13 protein-coding genes are annotated in these 19,791 nt (G+C 56.4%); 6 read left to right on the top strand and 7 right to left on the bottom strand.

Going from position 1 to position 19,791, the window contains the following annotated elements:
* Positions 1-284: 284 nt before the first annotated feature.
* The 7 genes from garD to EE949_RS25105 all read right to left on the bottom strand — a co-directional run bounded on the left by garD (position 285) and on the right by EE949_RS25105 (position 9,209).
* Positions 285-1,838, bottom strand: a complete 1,554-nt coding sequence (gene garD / locus EE949_RS25075) for a galactarate dehydratase (RefSeq protein WP_122666765.1) — start codon at positions 1,836-1,838, stop codon at positions 285-287.
* Positions 1,839-1,848: 10 nt separating this feature from the next.
* Positions 1,849-3,228 carry an MFS transporter gene (locus EE949_RS25080; protein WP_122666766.1) on the bottom strand — a complete coding sequence of 460 codons (1,380 nt, stop codon included), beginning with the start codon at positions 3,226-3,228 and terminating at the stop codon, positions 1,849-1,851.
* 224 nt (positions 3,229-3,452) lie between these two features.
* Positions 3,453-4,364 (bottom strand): 5-dehydro-4-deoxyglucarate dehydratase, encoded by a 912-nt coding sequence (kdgD, locus tag EE949_RS25085; RefSeq protein ID WP_027901126.1) that lies wholly within the window; start codon positions 4,362-4,364, stop codon positions 3,453-3,455.
* 362 nt (positions 4,365-4,726) lie between these two features.
* Complete coding sequence (locus tag EE949_RS25090; RefSeq protein ID WP_122666767.1) at positions 4,727-5,476, bottom strand: FadR/GntR family transcriptional regulator; 750 nt, start codon at positions 5,474-5,476, stop codon at positions 4,727-4,729.
* A gap of 93 nt (positions 5,477-5,569) precedes the next feature.
* Positions 5,570-7,306 carry an ABC transporter ATP-binding protein/permease gene (locus EE949_RS25095; protein WP_122666768.1) on the bottom strand — a complete coding sequence of 579 codons (1,737 nt, stop codon included), beginning with the start codon at positions 7,304-7,306 and terminating at the stop codon, positions 5,570-5,572.
* Positions 7,307-7,392: 86 nt separating this feature from the next.
* Positions 7,393-7,953 (bottom strand): response regulator transcription factor, encoded by a 561-nt coding sequence (locus EE949_RS25100; RefSeq protein ID WP_122666769.1) that lies wholly within the window; start codon positions 7,951-7,953, stop codon positions 7,393-7,395.
* Positions 7,950-9,209 carry an ATP-binding protein gene (locus EE949_RS25105; RefSeq protein WP_122666770.1) on the bottom strand — a complete coding sequence of 420 codons (1,260 nt, stop codon included), beginning with the start codon at positions 9,207-9,209 and terminating at the stop codon, positions 7,950-7,952. The genes EE949_RS25100 and EE949_RS25105 overlap by 4 nt, the downstream gene beginning before the upstream one ends.
* Positions 9,210-9,459: 250 nt before the next feature.
* Here EE949_RS25105 and EE949_RS25110 point away from each other — a divergent pair, with 250 nt between their 5' ends.
* The 6 genes from EE949_RS25110 (at position 9,460) to EE949_RS25135 (ending at position 19,767) form a co-directional block, all read left to right on the top strand.
* Entirely contained in the window at positions 9,460-10,176 is a 717-nt protein-coding gene (locus EE949_RS25110) for an SIMPL domain-containing protein (protein ID WP_122666771.1), read from the top strand.
* A 218-nt stretch (positions 10,177-10,394) separates the two neighbouring features.
* Entirely contained in the window at positions 10,395-12,614 is a 2,220-nt protein-coding gene (locus EE949_RS25115) for an HET-C-related protein (protein ID WP_162873998.1), read from the top strand.
* Positions 12,615-12,742: 128 nt separating this feature from the next.
* Entirely contained in the window at positions 12,743-14,344 is a 1,602-nt protein-coding gene (locus tag EE949_RS25120) for an ABC transporter substrate-binding protein (protein ID WP_122666773.1), read from the top strand.
* A 283-nt stretch (positions 14,345-14,627) separates the two neighbouring features.
* Positions 14,628-16,256, top strand: coding sequence for an ABC transporter substrate-binding protein (locus EE949_RS25125; protein ID WP_122666774.1), 1,629 nt, complete (start codon positions 14,628-14,630; stop codon positions 16,254-16,256).
* A 358-nt stretch (positions 16,257-16,614) separates the two neighbouring features.
* Positions 16,615-18,213 (top strand): ABC transporter substrate-binding protein, encoded by a 1,599-nt coding sequence (locus tag EE949_RS25130; protein WP_122666775.1) that lies wholly within the window; start codon positions 16,615-16,617, stop codon positions 18,211-18,213.
* Between the two features lie 174 nt (positions 18,214-18,387).
* Positions 18,388-19,767, top strand: coding sequence for an OprD family porin (locus EE949_RS25135; protein WP_122666776.1), 1,380 nt, complete (start codon positions 18,388-18,390; stop codon positions 19,765-19,767).
* The last annotated feature ends 24 nt before the right edge of the window (positions 19,768-19,791 follow it).

A 19,791-nucleotide genomic window follows, 5' to 3' on the forward strand; every position in this document is an offset into this window, starting at 1 on the left:
GAAAGCAAAGCGGGCAGAAATACCCGGACCTAACAAGTGAGAGCGAGGGGAAGAAGTAAGTTCAGAGGGTCTTGAAGCAAAGATGACCAGTGGCTAATCTCGTCGCCGCCGGGCTGGGGGCTTGAACCTAGCGGGGAGGATTTATCCAAGCTCGCTTTCGCGAGGCAGGCACAGTTCCTTGTGGGAGCCGGGCTTGCCCGCGATAAGGACGACGCGATTCATGCGAGACCGAGTTACCCTTATCGCGGGCAAGCCCGGCTCCCACAGCAAAGACAGCGCTGATATCAGGTAATCGGCGCCGGGTTGAACAGGGTGATGTCGTTGTGCAAACGATAATGCTCGGTCCAGGTCTTTTTCTTGCCGCTGGCCACGTCCAGGTAGAAGTGGAACAGCTCCCAGCCCAGGTCCTCGATCGAAGCACGGCCGGTTGCGATACGGCCAGCATCGATGTCGATCAGGTCAGGCCAGCGCTGCGCCAGTTCTGTACGGGTCGACACCTTGACCACAGGTGACATTGCCAGGCCATAAGGCGTGCCACGTCCGGTGGTGAACACATGCAGGTTCATCCCGGCTGCCAGCTGCAAGGTGCCGCAGACAAAGTCGCTGGCCGGTGTTGCGCAGAAAATCAGGCCTTTGCGCTTGAAACGCTCGCCAGGGCCAAGCACGCCATTGATAGCGCTGTTGCCGGATTTGACGATCGATCCCAGGGACTTCTCGACAATGTTCGACAGCCCGCCCTTCTTGTTGCCCGGCGTGGTGTTGGCGCTACGATCTGCCTCGCCTTTTGCCAGGTAACGGTCGTACCAGTCCATTTCCCGAACCAGTTCCTCGGCCACTTCCTGCGTCTCCGCGCGGGAGGTGAGCAAGTAGATGGCGTCGCGCACTTCGGTCACTTCCGAGAACATTACCGTTGCGCCTGCGCGCAGCAGCAAGTCCGAGGCATAACCCAGCGCCGGATTGGCGGTAATGCCCGAAAACGCATCGCTGCCGCCGCACTGCATGCCCAGAATCAACTCCGAGGCAGGTACGGTTTCACGGCGACGCAGATCCAGCTTCTTCAAGCGCACTTCGGCCAACTCCATGATCTGCTCGATCATTTCATTGAAGCCATGGCTGGAGTCCTGCAGGCGATACATCCACTGATCACTGAGATCGACGGACAGGTCGTCTTCATGCATGACTTGCCCGGCCTGCAGTTTTTCGCAGCCCAGACCGATCACCAGCGCTTCGCCACCCAGGTTCGGGTTACGCGCAAGGTTACGCACGGTACGGATCGGGATGTAAGCGTCAGTTGCGGTAATAGCCACACCACAACCGTAAGTATGAGTAAGTGCCACCACGTCATCGACGTGGGGGTACTTGGGCAACAGCTCTTCGCGGATGCGCTTGACCGCATGGTCAAGCACCCCGGTCACGCATTGCACAGTGGTGGTAATGCCCAGAATGTTGCGCGTGCCGACGGTACCGTCGGCGTTGCGATAACCTTCGAAGGTAAAACCTTCCAGCGGTGCGCCTCTTTCCGGCACTGCGTCTGACATCGGCAGGCTGTCCAGAGCCGGTGCCGATGGCATACGCAGTTGATCTTCCCTGACCCAACTGCCCCGTGGAATCGGCTGCAGGGCATACCCAATGGTGTGCCCGTAACGAATGATCGGCTCGCCTTCAGCGATATCGACGGTATTGACCTTGTGGCTCTGCGGAACGTTATCGACGGTCACCAGACCATTATCAAATTCAGTACCGGCAGGCACACCTTGATCGTTAACTACTACCACCACGTTATCCAGCTCATGCAGCCGGATGTAACGCGGGGAGTCGGCATGTTGAATCAGGTTCATCACGGTTTCCTCAGGATTTAGCTTGAGAAAGTTCGCTGGCGTCTTCGCCAGTCAGTGGCCCCTTGGTTGGAGGCTCTTTCAGTTCAACGCGTTTGATCTCGCCAACAATAAAGATATAGCTGAACACCGCTACCACGGCGTTGGCACCCACGAACACCAGAGCCCATTTGAACGAGCCCGTGGAGCTGATGATGTAACCAATCACGATAGGGGTAGTGATCGAAGCGATGTTACCGAAGGTGTTGAACAGGCCACCGCTCAAACCGGCGATCTGCTTTGGCGAAGCGTCGGACATAACAGCCCAGCCCAGCGCGCCTACACCTTTACCGAAGAATGCCAGGGCCATGAAGCCAACGACCATCCATTCGATATCAACGTAGTTACAGGCAACGATAGACGTCGACAGCAGTAAGCCGCCGATGATCGGAGCCTTGCGAGCGAAGGTCAGCGAGTGGCCTTTGCGCAGCAGGTAGTCGGAAATCACACCGCCCAAGACACCACCGATAAAACCACAGATCGCTGGCAGGGACGCAATGATGCCCGCCTTGAGGATGGTCATGCCACGTTCTTGAACCAGGTACACCGGGAACCAGGTCAGGAAGAAGTAGGTGATGCCGTTGATGCAGTACTGGCTCAGATAGATACCGAGCATCATGCGGTTGGTCAGCAACTGACGGATGTAGTCCCATTTAGGGCCGCCGCTCTTGCCTTTACCTTTGCCCTGGTCTTGATCCATGTCGACCATGCCGCCGTTGTTGGCGATGTGATCAAACTCTTCCTTGTTGATGCGCGGGTGCTGGCGCGGGCTGTAGATGACTTTCATCCAGATCGCCGAGAACACGATACCAATGGCACCCATCACGACGAACACATGCTGCCAGCCGAACTTGTAGACGATCCAGCCCATGAGCGGAGCGAACAGTACGGTGGCGAAGTATTGCGCGGAGTTGAAGATGGCAGATGCTGTGCCGCGTTCAGCGGTCGGGAACCAGGCTGCCACGATACGCGCGTTGCCAGGGAAGGAAGGCGCTTCGGCCAGACCGACCATGAAACGCAGCATGAACAGCACAACGACGGCAGAGCCGACGCCGAATTCACCTACATAGCCTTGCAGCAAGGTGAACAGCGACCAGGTGAAGATGCTTAATGCGTAGATTTTCTTGGAACCGAAACGGTCGAGCAGCCAGCCGCCTGGAATCTGACCAGCCACGTAGGCCCAGCCGAAAGCAGAGAAGATGTACCCGAGAGTGACGGCGTCGATACCAAGGTCTTTTTGCAGGCTGGAGCCCGCGATAGCGATGGTGGCGCGGTCGGCGTAGTTGATCGTGGTCACCAGAAAAAGCATGAGCAGGATCAAATAGCGGACGTGAGTCGGCTTGGACTGTTGCATGTGTGTGAACTCCCACTAATTATTTTTTTTACGCGGGTAAATCTATTTTTTTACGCTGCTTGCGCCTGCCGGCCCCTTGGAAATAGTCGTGTGTACGACGCTCCCCACCCACAGTTAATGCGCTTCCTTACAAGCCGATGCAGACTTCATCAGCCTTGTGTTGCTGGCAAACCGCCCATGGCACAAAGCCGCTGATCGCTCAGCGGCTTTGTTTCCGTGGTGTGTTACTGCTTACCTTGCTTGTCCATCAGCGCGGCGAGCATTTCGTACTCTTCGGCAGTCAGGTCAGTCAGTGGTGTACGCACTGGACCTGCGTCGTAGCCGGCGATTTTCGCACCCGCCTTGACGATGCTGACGGCGTAACCGGATTTACGGTTACGGATGTCCAGGTATGGCAGGAAGAAATCGTCGATGTATTTGCCAACGGCAACGTGATCGTCTTTGGCGATAGCGTGGTAGAAATCCATCGCCAGCTTCGGTACGAAGTTGAAAACTGCCGAAGAGTAAACCGGAACGCCCAGCGCTTTGTAGGCAGCAGCATAGACTTCAGCGGTCGGCAAACCACCCAGGTACGAGAAGCGATCGCCCAGACGACGGCGGATCGAAACCATCAGTTCGATATCACCCAGGCCGTCTTTGTAGCCGATCAGGTTAGGGCAGCGCTCAGCCAGTTGCTCCAGCAGCGGGGCAGTCAGGCGGCAGACGTTACGGTTGTAAACCACCACGCCGATTTTCACCGACTTACAAACGGCTTCAACGTGGGCAGCAACGCCGTCCTGGCTGGCTTCAGTCAGGTAGTGCGGCAGCAGCAGCAGGCCTTTGGCGCCCAGACGCTCTGCTTCTTGAGCGTATTCGATGGCTTGACGGGTCGAACCGCCGACGCCAGCCAGGATCGGCACGCTGGTAGCGCAGGTATCGACCGCGGTTTTGATTACTTCGGAGTATTCGCTGGCTGCCAGGGAGAAGAACTCACCTGTACCGCCGGCAGCGAACAGAGCGCTTGCGCCGTACGGGGCCAGCCACTCAAGACGTTTAACGTAGCCAGCGCGATGGAAGTCGCCCTGCGCATTGAAGTCGGTAACCGGGAAGGACAGCAGACCGTGGGAAAGGATGGACTTCAGTTCTTGTGGATTCATTATTCGAACACCCTGGGAGCATTTATTGTGAATGGATCACCGGTCGTCTGCCGATGTCGTAAGTCATCGTACAACTGATAATAAAATCACTCAACAGGGATTTTCGGTTTTTTCCGTGAGCGGTAGCAGATGGTAGCGCAGGCCCCGGAAGAATGGGCCTTGGCGGGAAATTGAATAGACTAAGGTCGTATGATCACTGGGGCAAATAAGCCCGGATAGAAGGCTCGGCGCGGTATTTATATGTGGGAGCGGTGCTTGCCCGCGATATGGCTGGATGCGATCTGAAATAAACCGCATCCAGCCTTATCGCGAGCAAGCTCTGCTCCCACAGGTATTGAGGCGCGCCATCCAGCGGTACTCAATCAAGCTCTTTGCGATTCTGCCTCTTCATGGGCATGGCGCAGGCGTTCGCGGCTGTTGGTCAGGTGCAGGCGCATCGCGGCGCGGGCGGCGTCGGAGTCCTGGCGGGCGATGGCATCATAGATTTCTTCGTGCTCGCGGCTCAGACGGTTCATGTAATGCTGCTGATCGTCATGAGCAAGGCGCGCCGAGTTCAGGCGGGTACGAGGGATGATGCTGGTACCCAGGTGGGTCATGATGTCAGTGAAATAGCGGTTGCCTGTCGACAATGCAATTTGCAGGTGGAACTGGAAATCCGAACCAACTGCATCAGTTGCATGCAAAGCACTTTCATTCAAGGCGTCCAGCGCCTGACGCATCGCCAGCAATTGCTCATCGGTACGTCGCTGCGCCGCCAGCCCGGCCGATTCAACCTCCAGGCTGATACGCAACTCGAGAATCGCCAGCACATCACGCAAGGTGACAATGGTGGCTGGGTCGATACGGAAACCACTGGGGCTTGGCGTATCCAGCACAAAAGTGCCGATACCGTGACGGGTTTCTACCAGGCCGGAGGCCTGGAGACGCGAAATGGCTTCACGCACCACCGTGCGGCTGACGCCCTGCTCTTCCATGATGGCCGATTCAGTGGGCAACTTGTCGCCACGCTTGAGCAGCCCGCTGCGAATCCGCTCGGACAGCTCAGTAACCAGCTCTTGCGCAAGGCTGCGGTGCTTGCGGCGTGCGCGAGGCAGTGCGCTTTGATTTTCCATATCCAACGTCAATCTCAAGCAATGAAAGAAGTGATGATAGCTCACCGGGTTATACGATCACATTCGTAAAAACGACTGAATAGTACGAACCGATCATACAACAGGCAGAGAATGCGGCTGTTCGCGCAAATCTCCGCCCTCTATACGCAGCAGCCGCCTGTGAAAACGCTTCAGGCTGCTGCGATGGCCGATGCTGATCAGAGTTACATCTGGTAACTCATCAATCAGCGCCTGATACAGCAAAGCCTCGTCCTCTTCGTCCATGGCCGACGTGGCTTCATCCATATAGAGCCAGCGAGGCTTGAACAACAGCGCACGAGCAAAGGCCACCCGCTGCTGCTCACCTGGAGACAACATGCGTTGCCAGTGATTACTCTCATCAAGGCGCGACACGAGATGCTCCAGCCGACAAGTCTTCAGCACCTGCGCGAAGCGCTCTGCCGGGTAAACTTCCACAGCCTGTGGATAACTCATGGCCTCGCGCAAGGTGCCAATGGGCAGATAAGGTCTCTGCGGCAGGAACAGATAGCGTTCAGCGGGAAGCTGAATATGGCCTTTGCCGTCCTGCCATAACCCACCCAGTGCCCGCAGCAAGGTACTTTTGCCACTGCCGGAGCGGCCGCCCACCATGACCCGCTCACCGGCTCCAACTTTCAGACTGGTGTTATTCAGCAACTGACGGCTTGCGCCCAGTTGCAGCGCCAGCCCGGCCAGACTCAGCGAGTCACCGGCATGGCTGATTTCAATGGCTGAAACATGAGCTTCATTCTGATCCAGGGCCTGCCGAAAGCTGAGCAGACGATCACATGTCGCACGCCACGACGCGAGCGTGGCGTAGGCGTCGATGAACCAGCTGAAGTTCTCTTGAACGCTGCCGAAGGCGGAGTTGATTTGCATGAGTTCGCCCAACTCGATCTTGCCGGCAAAGTAGCGCGGTGCGGCCACGACAAAGGCGAAGATGATTGCAATCTGTGAGTAACCCGCTGTAAAGAACGTCAGGCGCTTTTGCACGCGCATCATCGACCAGAAGTTGCTCCAGACCATGCCGAAGCGTGAACTCAGGCGCTGGTTCTCGTTGGGCTCGCCATCAGACAACGCGATGCTCTCGGCATTTTCCCGCACGCGAACCAGTGAGAAACGCAGGTCAGCTTCATAACGCTCCTGCTGGTTGCTCAACGGAATCAACCGGCGACCGATCACGTGCGTGAGCCAACTGCCCACCACCGCGTAGAGAAACGCAGCCCAGAACATGTAGCCCGGGATCGTGACGCCGAGCACTTCGATGCTGCCGGAGACACCCCACAAAATGATCGAAAAGGACACCAGACTGACCACCGTCTTCATCAAGCCCAGCCCAAGGCTCAACGTGTTGCTGGTGAATTGGTTAAGGTCATCGGACAAACGCTGGTCAGGGTTATCGGTGTAACCGTTCTGCTCCAGCTGGTAATAGCTTTTATGGCTCAGCCATTTGGTGAAATGTTGCTCGGTGAGCCAGCGCCGCCAGCGAATCGTGAGCATTTGCGTCAGATACAGGCGATATACAGCACCGAGAATCCCGACGGTGGCGATGCCGCAGAAATACAGAATCGACTGCGTGAAGGCCGCGAGGTCTTTATTTTCCAGCGCGTTATAGAAGTCCCGATACCAACTGTTGAGCACCACGGAAATGGCCACGCTGAACAGCGAAAGGACTATCACGGCAATCAAAAGAACCCAGGCCAGGCGCTTTTCTTCGCTGCGCCAGTAAGGGGTGATCAGTTTCCAGACGCGGGAGAAGAACTTCTCCCGCACGCTGTCATTGACAGTGGAGTACTCGGCATTGCTACTCATGGTGACGACTCGACTTCTGGTGAAGTTCAGCGTCCGGGCATTAGCGGCGGACGCACTACGCGATCATCCATGACAAACAGTAACGGTTAGCGGCGCACGGGGCGTTTCTGCAATTTGCGCTGCAAGGTGCGGCGGTGCATGCCCAGCGCCCTGGCGGTAGCGGAAATATTGCCTTCGTGCTCGGTCAGCACCCGCTGAATGTGCTCCCACTGCAAACGGTCAACCGACATCGGGTTGTCCGGCACCAGCGTGTCCAGGTCCGAATGCTGCGACAACAGCGCCGCCAGCACATCGTCGGCATCGGCGGGTTTGCACAGGTAGTTGCAGGCACCGCGCTTGATGGCCTCGACCGCCGTGGCAATGCTCGAATAACCGGTGAGGATCACCACGCGCATGTCAGGGTCCAGTTCCAGCAGTTTGGGCAGCAGCACCAGACCGGAATCGCCATCCATTTTCAGGTCCAGCGCAGCGAATTCAGGAATGTCCGATTGAGCCAGGATCAAACCTTCTTCGGCGGAACTGGCCGTACTCACACGGAAACCGCGACGGGACATTGCCCGTGCCATCACGCGGGTGAAAGTGGCGTCATCATCAACCAGCAACAGATGCGGCAGCTCTTCGCCTTCAACCTGGGTTTCATCGCTCATACATCATCTCCTCGGGCGTCACGGGGCAGGCGCAACTCGGTGAGTGTGCCGCCATCCTCATGACTGTAGAGTTTTACCGAGCCACCTGCGCGGGTCACGCTGGCCTTGCTCAAAAAAAGGCCGAGGCCGAAGCCTTTACCTTTGGTCGTAAAGAAAGGTTTACCGATTTGTTCGGCAATTGCCAATGGCACGCCGGGCCCATGGTCGCGGATGCTGATACAGATTTCTGTACTGTCCCAGTTCAGGTTCACTTCCAGCCCTTCGGGGCAGGCATCGGCAGCGTTATTTAGCAGGTTGAGCAGCGCCTGGGTCAGGTCGGGCGGCGGCGCAAGCATGGGCGCCGAATCTTTGCCCAGCAACTGAAACCGATAGCTGGCCTCAGGGCGCATCAAATGCCAGCGATCAAGCGCTTCATTGAGCCAATGGCTGACAGTCTGCATTTCCACTGCCAGACGACGGTTGGCCTCTGCGGCGCGCACCAGTTGCTGCAGGGTCTGCTTGCACTGTTTGACCTGTTCCTGAAGAACTTCCAGATCATCCTGCAATGCCGGGTCCTTGTGGTCCTGGCGCATTTCCTTGAGCAGTACGCTCATGGTCGCCAGCGGTGTGCCCAGTTCATGGGCCGCACCGGCTGCTTGAGTCGCCACCGCCAGCAGTTGCTGATCGCGCAGCCCCTCTTCACGGCGTTCGGCGCGCAGTTGCTCCTGACGCCGCAACTCCTCGGCCATCTTTGCCGCAAAAAAAGTGATGACTGCCGCCGCCAGGGCAAAGCTCAGCCACATGCCATAGACCTGCATGTTTTCCCGGGAGATCGGATAGGTGTCCAGCGGGAAGGAATGCCCCATCAGCCAGCTGTACAGCGCCAGCGCGATGCCCGACAGCATCAGCGAATAGCGCCATGGCAGCGTCACAGCAGCAATGGTCAGCGGAACAAGGTAGTAAGAAACGAAGGGGTTGGTCGACCCACCCGAGTAATACAACAGCGCGCTGTGGATAAACAGGTCGAAAGCCAACTGCACGGCGTACTCTTGCTCGGTCACCGGCAACGACGTGCGCAGGCGAACGGCCGTCACCGCACACCAGATCATCGAGAAACCAAGGGTGATCGCCAGTTGCATCCACGGCAGCGGCAATAAATGAAACAGGTACGCAATACCCACAGAACCGGCCTGAGCAGCCAGTACCAGCGTACGGATAAAGGTCAGACGCCAGAGGTTCTGGCGCGTAGCGGACAACATTTGAACGGGGGCGAGCATGAGCTCTCCTGATGAGTGCTCCAGGCGAATCGAAGCGAGTATAACCAAGCAACAACAAAAACTGCGCAAACTGCGTCAAACCACCACAGGTTTCATGAATAATTTACCTTTCGTTTCGGCGATTAGGTGGCAGGCAGCCATGACGCTGCCGGAACCACATTCTTTATTCACAGTCTTAAGGCTTTGCGCCGCACCAACCTGCGGTGCTGGCCTGTTCGACAACGACATGCCTCATAACAAGGAGTTTTCAATGTTCAGCCTTCGCCCCACCGCCGCCCTGCTCGCCCTCGGCGCCGCTGCCCTGACCAGCGTCCCAGCCCTGGCAGACAGCGTTAACTACAACCAGGTTTCTGTACATGCGGAGGTCAATCAGGAAGTCACCCGTGACCTGATGAACGTCACGCTTTACAGCGAAGCGCAGAATACCGACCCGGCCAAACTGGCTGCCGAAATTACCGAAACCCTCAACAAGGCACTTGGCCAGGCCCGCCAGGTCAAGGATGTCACCATCCGCCAAGGTAATCGCAACAGCTACCCGATCTACGACGACAAAGGCCAGAAGATCACCGGCTGGCGCGAGCGCGCCGAGCTACGCCTGGAAAGCGCCGACTTCGCGGCACTGTCCAAGTTGACCGGCGAACTGCTCGGTGACATGAAGATGGGCGGTATGGACTTCTCGATCTCCAAACCTACACGCAAGGCCAGTGAAGACACGCTGCTCAAGGAAGCCGTTACGGCATTTCGCGCACGCGCCCAGTTGGTCACCGAGGCATTGGGCGGGACAGGCTACAAAGTGGTCAACCTGAACTTCAACACGTCCGGTTACCCACAGCCCTATCTGCGTGCGCCCGTCATGATGATGAAAGCAGCTCGCGAAGATGCAGCAGCGCCGACGCCTGACATCGAAGCGGGCACCAGCGATGTAACGGTGACTGCCGATGGCGTGATCGAAGTCGCCATCCCTTGATGGCCGTCGCCTGATAAGCGGGCGGCAGCCCCAGGTTGCCGCCCACTCTGAAGATCATCGCTCACCGCTCGTACCCCGCTTGAATCCCCCGCCTACAGCAATTGAGGGCGTCTCCTGCTTTTTCGGTCAGGACTCGTCTGTAAACTTCATCCGGCCTCACCCACATCATTTCAATACGACGCGACCTTATGCGTCTGTACACCTCCAAGGACTCACGGATGAATCCTCAAACTGCCTCACCGAAAAAAAACACCCGCTACATTAATCACCTGATGCATGGCAGCAAGGCGGTCGACAAAGACACATACGCCTCTTCATCAGGCACGAGCCGCCAGCGGCTGGACAGCACCTTTGCCCTGACGCTCCTGACCCGGCTGGCCCTTACGCACGCTGCGCCTCGATTCATCATGGAAATGGCGACTATTTTTGGCGTGGACATCCACCCCAGGGTGTACCTGGAACTGCAAAAGGCCCTGATCGCAGAGACCATCCCCCTGCCTCGTTACGAGATCGTCTCGTCGGGTACCTATCCGGCCGATTACAACAACCGCGACCGGACAATCAGGATTCATGCGGCGGCGATGCAGCACATCGTCGAACACCCCGACGCCGCCTGGGAGCTGCTGGCCGTGTTGCTTCATGAGTTCGGCCACCACATGGACGATGTAATCCGCCGGGACATTGCCCCTCGTCACACGGCCAACACACCGCCCCTGCGTTCGGATTCCGCCGGCGAAGAAGGCGCCCGCTTTGCGTTGCACATGGCAGGTGCCGGGCTGCCGGAAGAAGACGATCTGATCCTCGGCCTCTACATCGAGGAAGATAAAGCCGAACACGTCATCAAAATCAATTACGCCCAAGGCATGCAAGCGGTACGGGAGAGACAGAGTGACATCGTGCGACTGGAGAGCGACACGATGGATCCCGAGCACGAAGCATTTGAAGCAGATGGCAGCGGCAACGGCCTCTTCAGTCACGAACGAATCGAAGCGGGCCTGGAGGCGATTGGCTTTGCCAAAGAAGACCTGCGAGCCATGTATTTCGGTAACTGGCTTCGGGATCATGCGCAATTACTGGATCCCAAGATCGTCCGGGGCAAAGATCAGAAGAAAGACTTCCCCGCTGTCATGTCGCGCGAAGCCCTGACCGCGGTGGTCGATGTAATGGCCGCCAGAAAATTTCCCGAGTTAAGGGCCCAAGACAGTTCCAGCTACAGAGTGACCGAGCAGAAACTGGGGGTCTACCGTCCGAGCCATCACATCGACAACCCGAAAGTCAAAAATCCCTATCCGGCGGATCCCACTGAGCGCGATCCGGAGTTTGAAGCCTGGGTGCTGGAAGATGATCCACTGCTGGAAGTCGACTACGACACATCGATGAAGTCCTACATACATCGCTCGGCCGCGAAGATGTACAGGGAGCTGTTCGCCGCCATGAAAGAGGGTTACACCCCGGAAGGTTTACGCAAGCTGGGCGGAGCGCTGCATATACTCGAAGACTTTTTTGCTCATTCCAACTTCGTCGAGTTGAACCTCATTGCCCTGAATCATAAAGGCGTACTGCCCTGGACGGGGCCGGCTGACTGCAAACACAAGCTACCAGTGGTAACCGGTACATTTGGAGGCACTGACATAATCGCCAGCCTGGCAGGCCCCATTGCCAAGATCCTGTCCCCTGCCGAGATATGGACATTTACCCCGACTAAACCCGGTGCTCGCTCCGATTCGGAGCAAATGCTGCTGATTCTGCTCAATGAACACGACGAAGCGTGGTTGCTGGAAACGTTTCAAGATTTCCTTGCCGCCCGGGACAAGGCCAGCGCCATTCCCGGCTTCAATCTGCTTGAGCTCTACTACTGGGTCATCTCCAGCCCCTTGCGTTTAGCGGGCAATGCCTACAGCACGATCTTCCAGGGAATACTGCAAATCATCGGCAACAGTATCGACGATATACAGACCCATACCGGGTCGGACCCTCATCAAACCGGCTCCACAGACCCCACGCACTCCCAGTTATCCAAAGATCATGCTGATCATCCGCTGCACAAACTGGCAGCTAGCTGCGCATCGAGCGCCATAAGGCAGGTGGCGGGCGCCATGCTCAATTACTGGCGATTTGGCTCGGAGATGAAACCGACCGATATCGCCCTGCGCTATTTCGTGCACCCGGAAGACACCTACCTGCTGGACGATATTTTTCTCGACTGGGCGAGCAAAAACCCCGAGCTCATAAAACGCGCCAGCTCTTTGACCGACCTCGAAAGAGTGCATCAGGAACTTCTGGAAGTAACACACAAGAGGTTCCAGGCCTTCGCGAAAGACAGTCTAAATTCGTGGGACTATCTCAAGGAGCTCGGGGGCGCCATCGGGCTCAAAGATGGCGCAGAGATAAAACAGCGTCAAAGCGTCAAGACGATGGGCAGTAGCACAGAGGCTTAAAACAGTTACCGGGAGCAATTTCGACTCTCGACATGCGACGCTTGTGAGCAACCGGACAGTACGACATCCTGCGCTGTCCAACTGCCTGATGAAAGTCAGGCAGCCACTGCCGCACTCGCGAGGGTTCCATGGGAAAACATGTATTCAAACCACTGCTTTTGACCTCCGCCCTTCTGGCCTGCGCGCCATTGGCTCACGCTGCCAGCACGCTGGTCTATTGCTCCGAAGCCAGTCCCGCAGGCTTTGACCCTAGCCAGTACACCAGCGGCACAGACTTCGATGCCTCGGCAGAAACGGTGTTCAACCGCCTGACGCAGTTCAAGCGCGGCGGTACCGAAGTCGAGCCTGGGCTGGCCACAAAATGGGATGTTTCAAGCGACGGCCTGACGTACACCTTTCACCTGCGTCCCGGCGTCAAGTTCCACACCACTGATTACTTCACCCCGACCCGGGACTTCAACGCCGACGACGTATTGTTCACCTTCCAGCGCCTGCTGGACGCCAACCACCCGTTCCGCAAGGCATACCCGTCTGAGTCTCCGTATTTCACCGATATGGGAATGAACACCACGATCAAGAGCGTCGAGAAAATCGACGACCAGACCGTGAAGTTCAACCTGAACAACGTCGATGCAGCGTTCGTGCAGAACCTGGCCATGAGCTTTGCGTCGGTGCAGTCGGCTGAATATGCGGGCCAGTTGCTCAAGCAGGGCAAAGCCGAAGAGCTCAATCAGAAGCCGATTGGCACGGGCCCCTTCGTCTTCAAGCGCTACCAGAAAGATGCACAGATTCGCTATGACGCCAATACCGCCTACTGGAAACCTGAAGATGTGAAACTTGATCACTTGATCTTCTCCATCAACGGCGATGCAGCGGTTCGCCTGCAGAAACTCAAGGCAGGCGAGTGCCAGGTCAGCGGTTATCCGCGTCCGCAGGACATTGAGCAGATGGAGAAGGATCCAAACCTCAAAGTCATTAGCCAGCCGGGCTTCAACCTCGGTTTCCTGGCCTATAACGTGACCCATCCGCCCCTGGATCAACTCAAGGTGCGCCAGGCGCTGGACATGGCCATTGATAAACCGGCGATCATCAAGGCCGTTTACCAAAGTGCCGGGCAACTCGCCCAGAACGCCATTCCCCCGGGACAATGGAGTTATGACCCGACTATCAAGGATGCACCGCACGATCCGGTAAAAGCCAAACAGCTTCTCAAGGAAGCCGGGATCGCGCCGGGTACGCAGATCAATCTGTGGGCAATGACCGTGCAACGCGCGTCCAACCCCAACGCACGCATGTCGGCCCAGATGATTCAGGCCGATTGGGCCAAGGTCGGCATCAAAGCCAATATCGTCAGTTATGAGTGGGGCGAGTACATCAAGCGCGCCAAGGCTGGCGAGCACGATGCAATGATCTACGGCTGGACGGGTGACAACGGCGACCCGGACAACTGGCTCGGTGTGTTGTACAGCTGCGCAGCCGTCAAAGGCAGCAACTACGCGAAGTGGTGCGACCCCGCCTACGACAAGCTTGTACAAAAAGCCAAGCTGACCACGGACCGCGACGAGCGCATCAAGCTGTATCAACAGGCGCAGCAGATCCTCAAGGCACAAGTACCGATTACACCGATTGCCAATTCCCGGGTCTTCCAGCCGATGCGCAAGGAAGTACAGGACTTCAAACTAAGCCCCTTCGGCCTGACACCGTTTTATGGTGTAAGCCTGACCAAATAACCGGACCATTCGAAAAATTGGTAACACTGCCGCGCCAATCGAGTGCATTCAACACGTTTGACTGCGCACGATTGGTGCGCAAAACCTTCCCGAATGCGACGCGCAAACGATCAAATGCGTCAGAAATTACACTTATGCGACATTCCTGTACGGTCGTGCCACACTTTGATACTTCTCTGACGTCAACGTGTTGCTTTGGGTATGGCCCCTGCATAAGTATCGGCAAGATCGGCTCACAAGGTCAGATCCTCTATTTTAAAAATGACAACAACCTGAGGCCACCATGCTCAAACACGCGGTCATTCCGTTTCTACTCAGTGCAGGCTTGATCACTGCAGCTCCTTTCGCTCAAGCGGCATCGAACCTCGTGTTCTGCTCCGAAGGCAGCCCGGCCGGTTTCGACCCAGGCCAATACACCACTGGTACTGACTTCGACGCAGCAGCGGAAACGGTTTTCAACCGTTTGAGCCAGTTCGAACGTGGCGGCACCGCTGTCGTACCAGGCCTGGCCACCAGCTGGGACGTATCCCCGGATGGCCTGACTTACACCTTCCACCTGCGTGAAGGCGTCAAGTTCCACACCACCCCGTACTTCAAGCCAACCCGCGAATTCAATGCTGATGACGTGCTGTTCACGTTCAATCGCATGATCGACAAGGATATGCCGTACCGCAAAGCCTATCCGACCGAATTCCCGTATTTCACCGACATGGCGATGGACACCAACATCACCAAGATCGAGAAGGTTGATGCCCACACGGTCAAAATGACGCTAGGCACAGTCGACGCGGCTTTCATCCAGAACCTGGCCATGAGCTTCGCCTCCATCCAGTCTGCTGAATACGCTGACAAGCTGCTCAAGGAAGGCAAGCCGGAGCTGATCAATCAGCAGCCTATCGGCACCGGTCCTTTCGTATTCAAGAGCTACCAGAAAGACTCCAACATCCGTTACACCGGCAACAAGGACTACTGGAAGCCTGAAGACGTCAAAATCGACAACCTGATCTTCGCCATCACTACCGATGCTTCGGTTCGTGCGCAGAAGCTCAAGAAAGGCGAATGCCAGATCACCGCTTACCCGCGCCCTGCCGACCTTGCTCCACTCAAGGCCGACAAGGACCTGAAGATGCCGGATCAGGCAGGCTTCAACCTGGGTTACATCGCCTACAACACGATGGACAAGATCAAGGGTAGCGATCAGCCAAACCCACTGGCCATTAAAGAAGTTCGTCAGGCGCTGGACATGGCCGTGAACAAGCAAGGCATCATTGATGCGGTGTATCAGGGCGCGGGCCAACTGGCTGTAAACGCCATGCCGCCAACCCAGTGGTCTTACGACACCACCATCAAAGACGCACCGTTCGACGTTGAAAAAGCCAAGGCCTTGCTCAAGCAGGCCGGCATCAAGGAAGGCACCGAAATCACCCTGTGGGCGATGCCGGTTCAGCGTCCTTACAACCCGAACGCCAAACTGATGGCCGAGATGCTCCAGTCCGACTGGAAGAAAATCGGTATCAACGCCAAGATCGTCAGCTATGAGTGGGGCGAGTACATCAAGCGCGCCAAAGCCGGTGAAAACGGCGCAATGCTCATTGGCTGGAGCGGTGACAACGGTGACCCGGACAACTGGCTCGGCACCCTGTTTGGCTGTGACGCCATCAACGGCAACAACTTTGCCAAATGGTGTGACAAGCCGTTCGATACCTTGATCCACCAGGCCAAGGAAACCACCGATCAGGCCAAGCGCACTGAACTGTATAAACAGGCACAGCACCTCCTCAAAGAGGCCGTGCCAATGACGCCTATCGCGCACTCAACGGTTTACCAACCAATGCGCACTACCGTACAGGACTTCAAGATCAGCCCGTTTGGTCTGAACTCGTTCTACGGCGTTAGCGTTACCGGCAAGTAAGGTCAAATAACTGCGCTGTAGTACAGCGCAGTTATTTCCATTCGTCGGTTAAATAAAGTTAGTTGCACAAGTTTTGTAGGAGCTGCCGAAGGCTGCGAATCGCGGTGCGTCAGATATAGCGCCATCGCAGCCTTCGGCAGCTCCTACATAAACTGCGCTAACTACATACAGAAGTTTCCTACGCACTTTTAGGCATCAGGTACTACATACAGTCTCGCCCAACGGACATACCTTCGAGGGCGCGGACCAAGCTATTTCATTTTGTTACTGAGCAGTCGAGAAGGCTTCCAGCTTGCAGGTAATGCTTTGCCTGGCAGTTGTTGGGCATTTACTACTCACTTGAAGGATAAGGATCATCATGCGTAAAACCATTGCCATGTCGTCGTTGTTCAGCCTTGGTTTGCTGGCCATGACGCCTGCGGCTCAAGCCGCAAGCAATCTGGTGTTTTGCTCGGAAGGCAGCCCTGCAGGTTTCGACATCGCCCAGTACACGGCCGGCACCGATAACGACGCCGCCGAACCGATCTACAACCGCCTGACCGAATTCGAACAAGGCAGCACTGCAGTCATTCCGGCACTGGCCACCAAGTGGGATGTGTCCGAAGACGGCCTGACCTACACCTTCCATTTGCGCGAAGGGGTGAAGTTCCATACCACGCCGTACTTCAAGCCAACACGCGAATTCAATGCCGATGACGTGCTGTTCACGTTCAATCGCATGCTCAAACAGGATCACCCGTTTCGTGTCGCTTACCCGACCGAATTCCCGTACTTCAACGGCATGGGCCTGAACAAGAACATCAAGTCGGTGGAAAAAACCGATCCGCTGACCGTGGTCTTCACCCTGAACAAGGTTGATGCTGCGTTCATCCAGAACGTCGCGATGAACTTCGCCTCGATTCTTTCCGCCGAATACGCCGATCAGTTGATGAAGTCCGGCAACCTGCACGACATCAACCAGAAGCCAATCGGTACCGGCGCGTTCGTATTCCAGCGCTACCAGAAAGACTCGCAAATTCGCTACAAGGGCAACAAGGAGTTCTGGGACCCGAGCCGCGTGAAAATCGACAACCTGATTTTCGCGATCAATACCGACGCCTCGGTACGGATGCAGAAGCTCAAGGCCAACGAGTGCCAGGTTTCGCTCAACCCACGCCCCGCCGATATCCAGAAGCTGAAAGAAGACAAAGACCTGAAGGTAATGGAACAGGCTGGCTTCAACCTGGGTTACATCTCCTACAACGTACGCCATGAGCCATTGGGCAAACTGGAAGTACGTCAGGCGCTGGACATGGCCGTCAACAAGCAAGCCATCATCAACGCCGTGTATCAGGGCGCTGGCCAACTGGCAGTCAATGCCATGCCGCCGACCCAGTGGTCTTACGACGAGACCATCAAGGACAACCCTTACAACCCCGAAAAAGCCAAAGAACTGCTGCGCGCTGCGGGCATCAAGGAAGGTACCGAGCTGACCCTCTGGGCAATGCCGGTACAACGTCCTTACAACCCTAACGCGAAACTGATGGCTGAAATGCTCCAGGCCGACTGGGCCAAGGTGGGCATCAAGGTCAAGATCGTCAGCTACGAGTGGGGCGAATACCTCAAGCGTACCAAGGCGGGCGAGCACGATATCTCGCTGATCGGCTGGACTGGCGACAATGGTGATCCGGACAACTGGATGGGCACGCTGTACAGCTGTGCGGCCATCGGCGGTAACAACTACTCGATGTGGTGCGACGAGAAATACGATGCACTGGTCAAGGCGGCTGTCGCCACCGCAGATAGAGAGAAGCGTACCGACCTGTACAAACAGGCCCAGCAATACTTGAAACAGCAAGTGCCGATCACACCGATCGCTCACTCCACGGTCAACCAGCCGCTGCGTAAAGAAGTGCAGGGTTTCAAAGTCAGCCCGTTCGGACGTAATACTTTCACCGGCGTCAGCGTCGCCGACTAAGCAAACTACTAACAGAAACTCACTGCCCTTTACCAAGGGCGGTGAGTATCACCGTTCCAGAAATTCGTTTTGTTAGCAGATGTATCCAAAAAAAACGGGGCAAAAAAAGCCTCATACAACCAGAGCCAGACCAAAAAAACTGGCAACTATAAAGTAGTAAAGGGAGCTTCAATCGTGAGAAAAGTCAGTACCGCAGCAGTCGCTTTGTCTATTGCTTCATTGAGCGCAATGGTCCAGGCAGAACCCGTCAGTCAGGCATTTGTGCCAACTCAACTGAGCTCGAAAAGTGCACAGGGTGAGGCGGGTGGTTTCATTGAGGATTCACACCTGACCGGTACGACTCGCAACTGGTATGCCAACGAACTGCGTCGCAGGGATAGCGAATACACTTACCAGAAGGACGGCGTTACCAAAACGACCCCGCGTCGTATCAACTGGCAACAAGGCACCATCGTCAACTACACCTCCGGTTTCACCCAGGGCGTTGTTGGCTTCTCCACTGAGCTGGCACTGTACAACGCGATTGCACTGGACCGGGATCAGGATCACTTCATCAGAAGCTCCAACCGTACTCTGGCTGACAGCGACGGTGACGCAGTGGGTCAATGGAGCAAGGCAGGTCTTGCCAACATCACAGCGCGTGTTTCCAACACCACGCTGACCGCAGGCCGCCAGTCAGTGAACACGCCCGTACTGGCGTTCATCGGTAACCGCGCATTGCCATCGAGCTTCAACGGTGTGACGCTGAAAAGCGACGAGTTCAACAACCTGTCCTTCCAGGCGGGTAGCTACGACCGCGTATCGCCTCGTATGGAACAGAGCATGACCAAGTTCAGCTCTTCATACGCCAGTAACGGTGCGACGGCAGATCGTGTTGACATGGCAGGCGTGGACTACAAACCGTTCGAGAGCCTGACCACCAGTCTGTATGCGTCCAACGTTGAAGACTTCTGGCACCAGTACTACTTCGCGTTCACCCATGAACTGGGCGACACCGACGTACTGGGCCTGAGCTCTAACCTGAACTACTACAAAACCAAAGATTCCGGCAGCCGCAAACTGGGCCCGATCGACAACGACACCTACAGTCTGTCGTTCACCGCGACTCACAAAGCGCACAGCTTTAGCGTTGCTTACCAGGATGTAAACGGCGACGAATACTTCGACTACGTCAACGAAACCAACGCCATCTTCCTGGCCAACTCCCTGCTGTCGGACTTCAACGGCCCGAACGAGAAATCCCTGCAGCTGAGCTATGTGTTGAACATGGCTGAATACGGCGTACCAGGCTTGAAGTTCAACATCTACCAGGCTCGCGGCTGGGACATCGACGGTACCAAATACAAAGGCACTGCTTATAGCGACGTGCTGGGTATGGACGGCGAAACCCACTATGAGTACGGCATCGGCACTTCGTACGCTGTACAGTCCGGCCCACTCAAGGCCACCGCGATCCGCGCGACCTACACTACGCACCGCGCCAGCGAAAATCAGGCTGATGGCAACATCAACGAATTCCGCCTGGTAACCACGATTCCATTCAACATCCTGTAATTCGTGACCTGACCGATCCGCCGT

The sequence above is a fragment of the Pseudomonas viridiflava genome (genome assembly GCF_900602065.1).
GTDB lineage: Bacteria > Pseudomonadota > Gammaproteobacteria > Pseudomonadales > Pseudomonadaceae > Aquipseudomonas.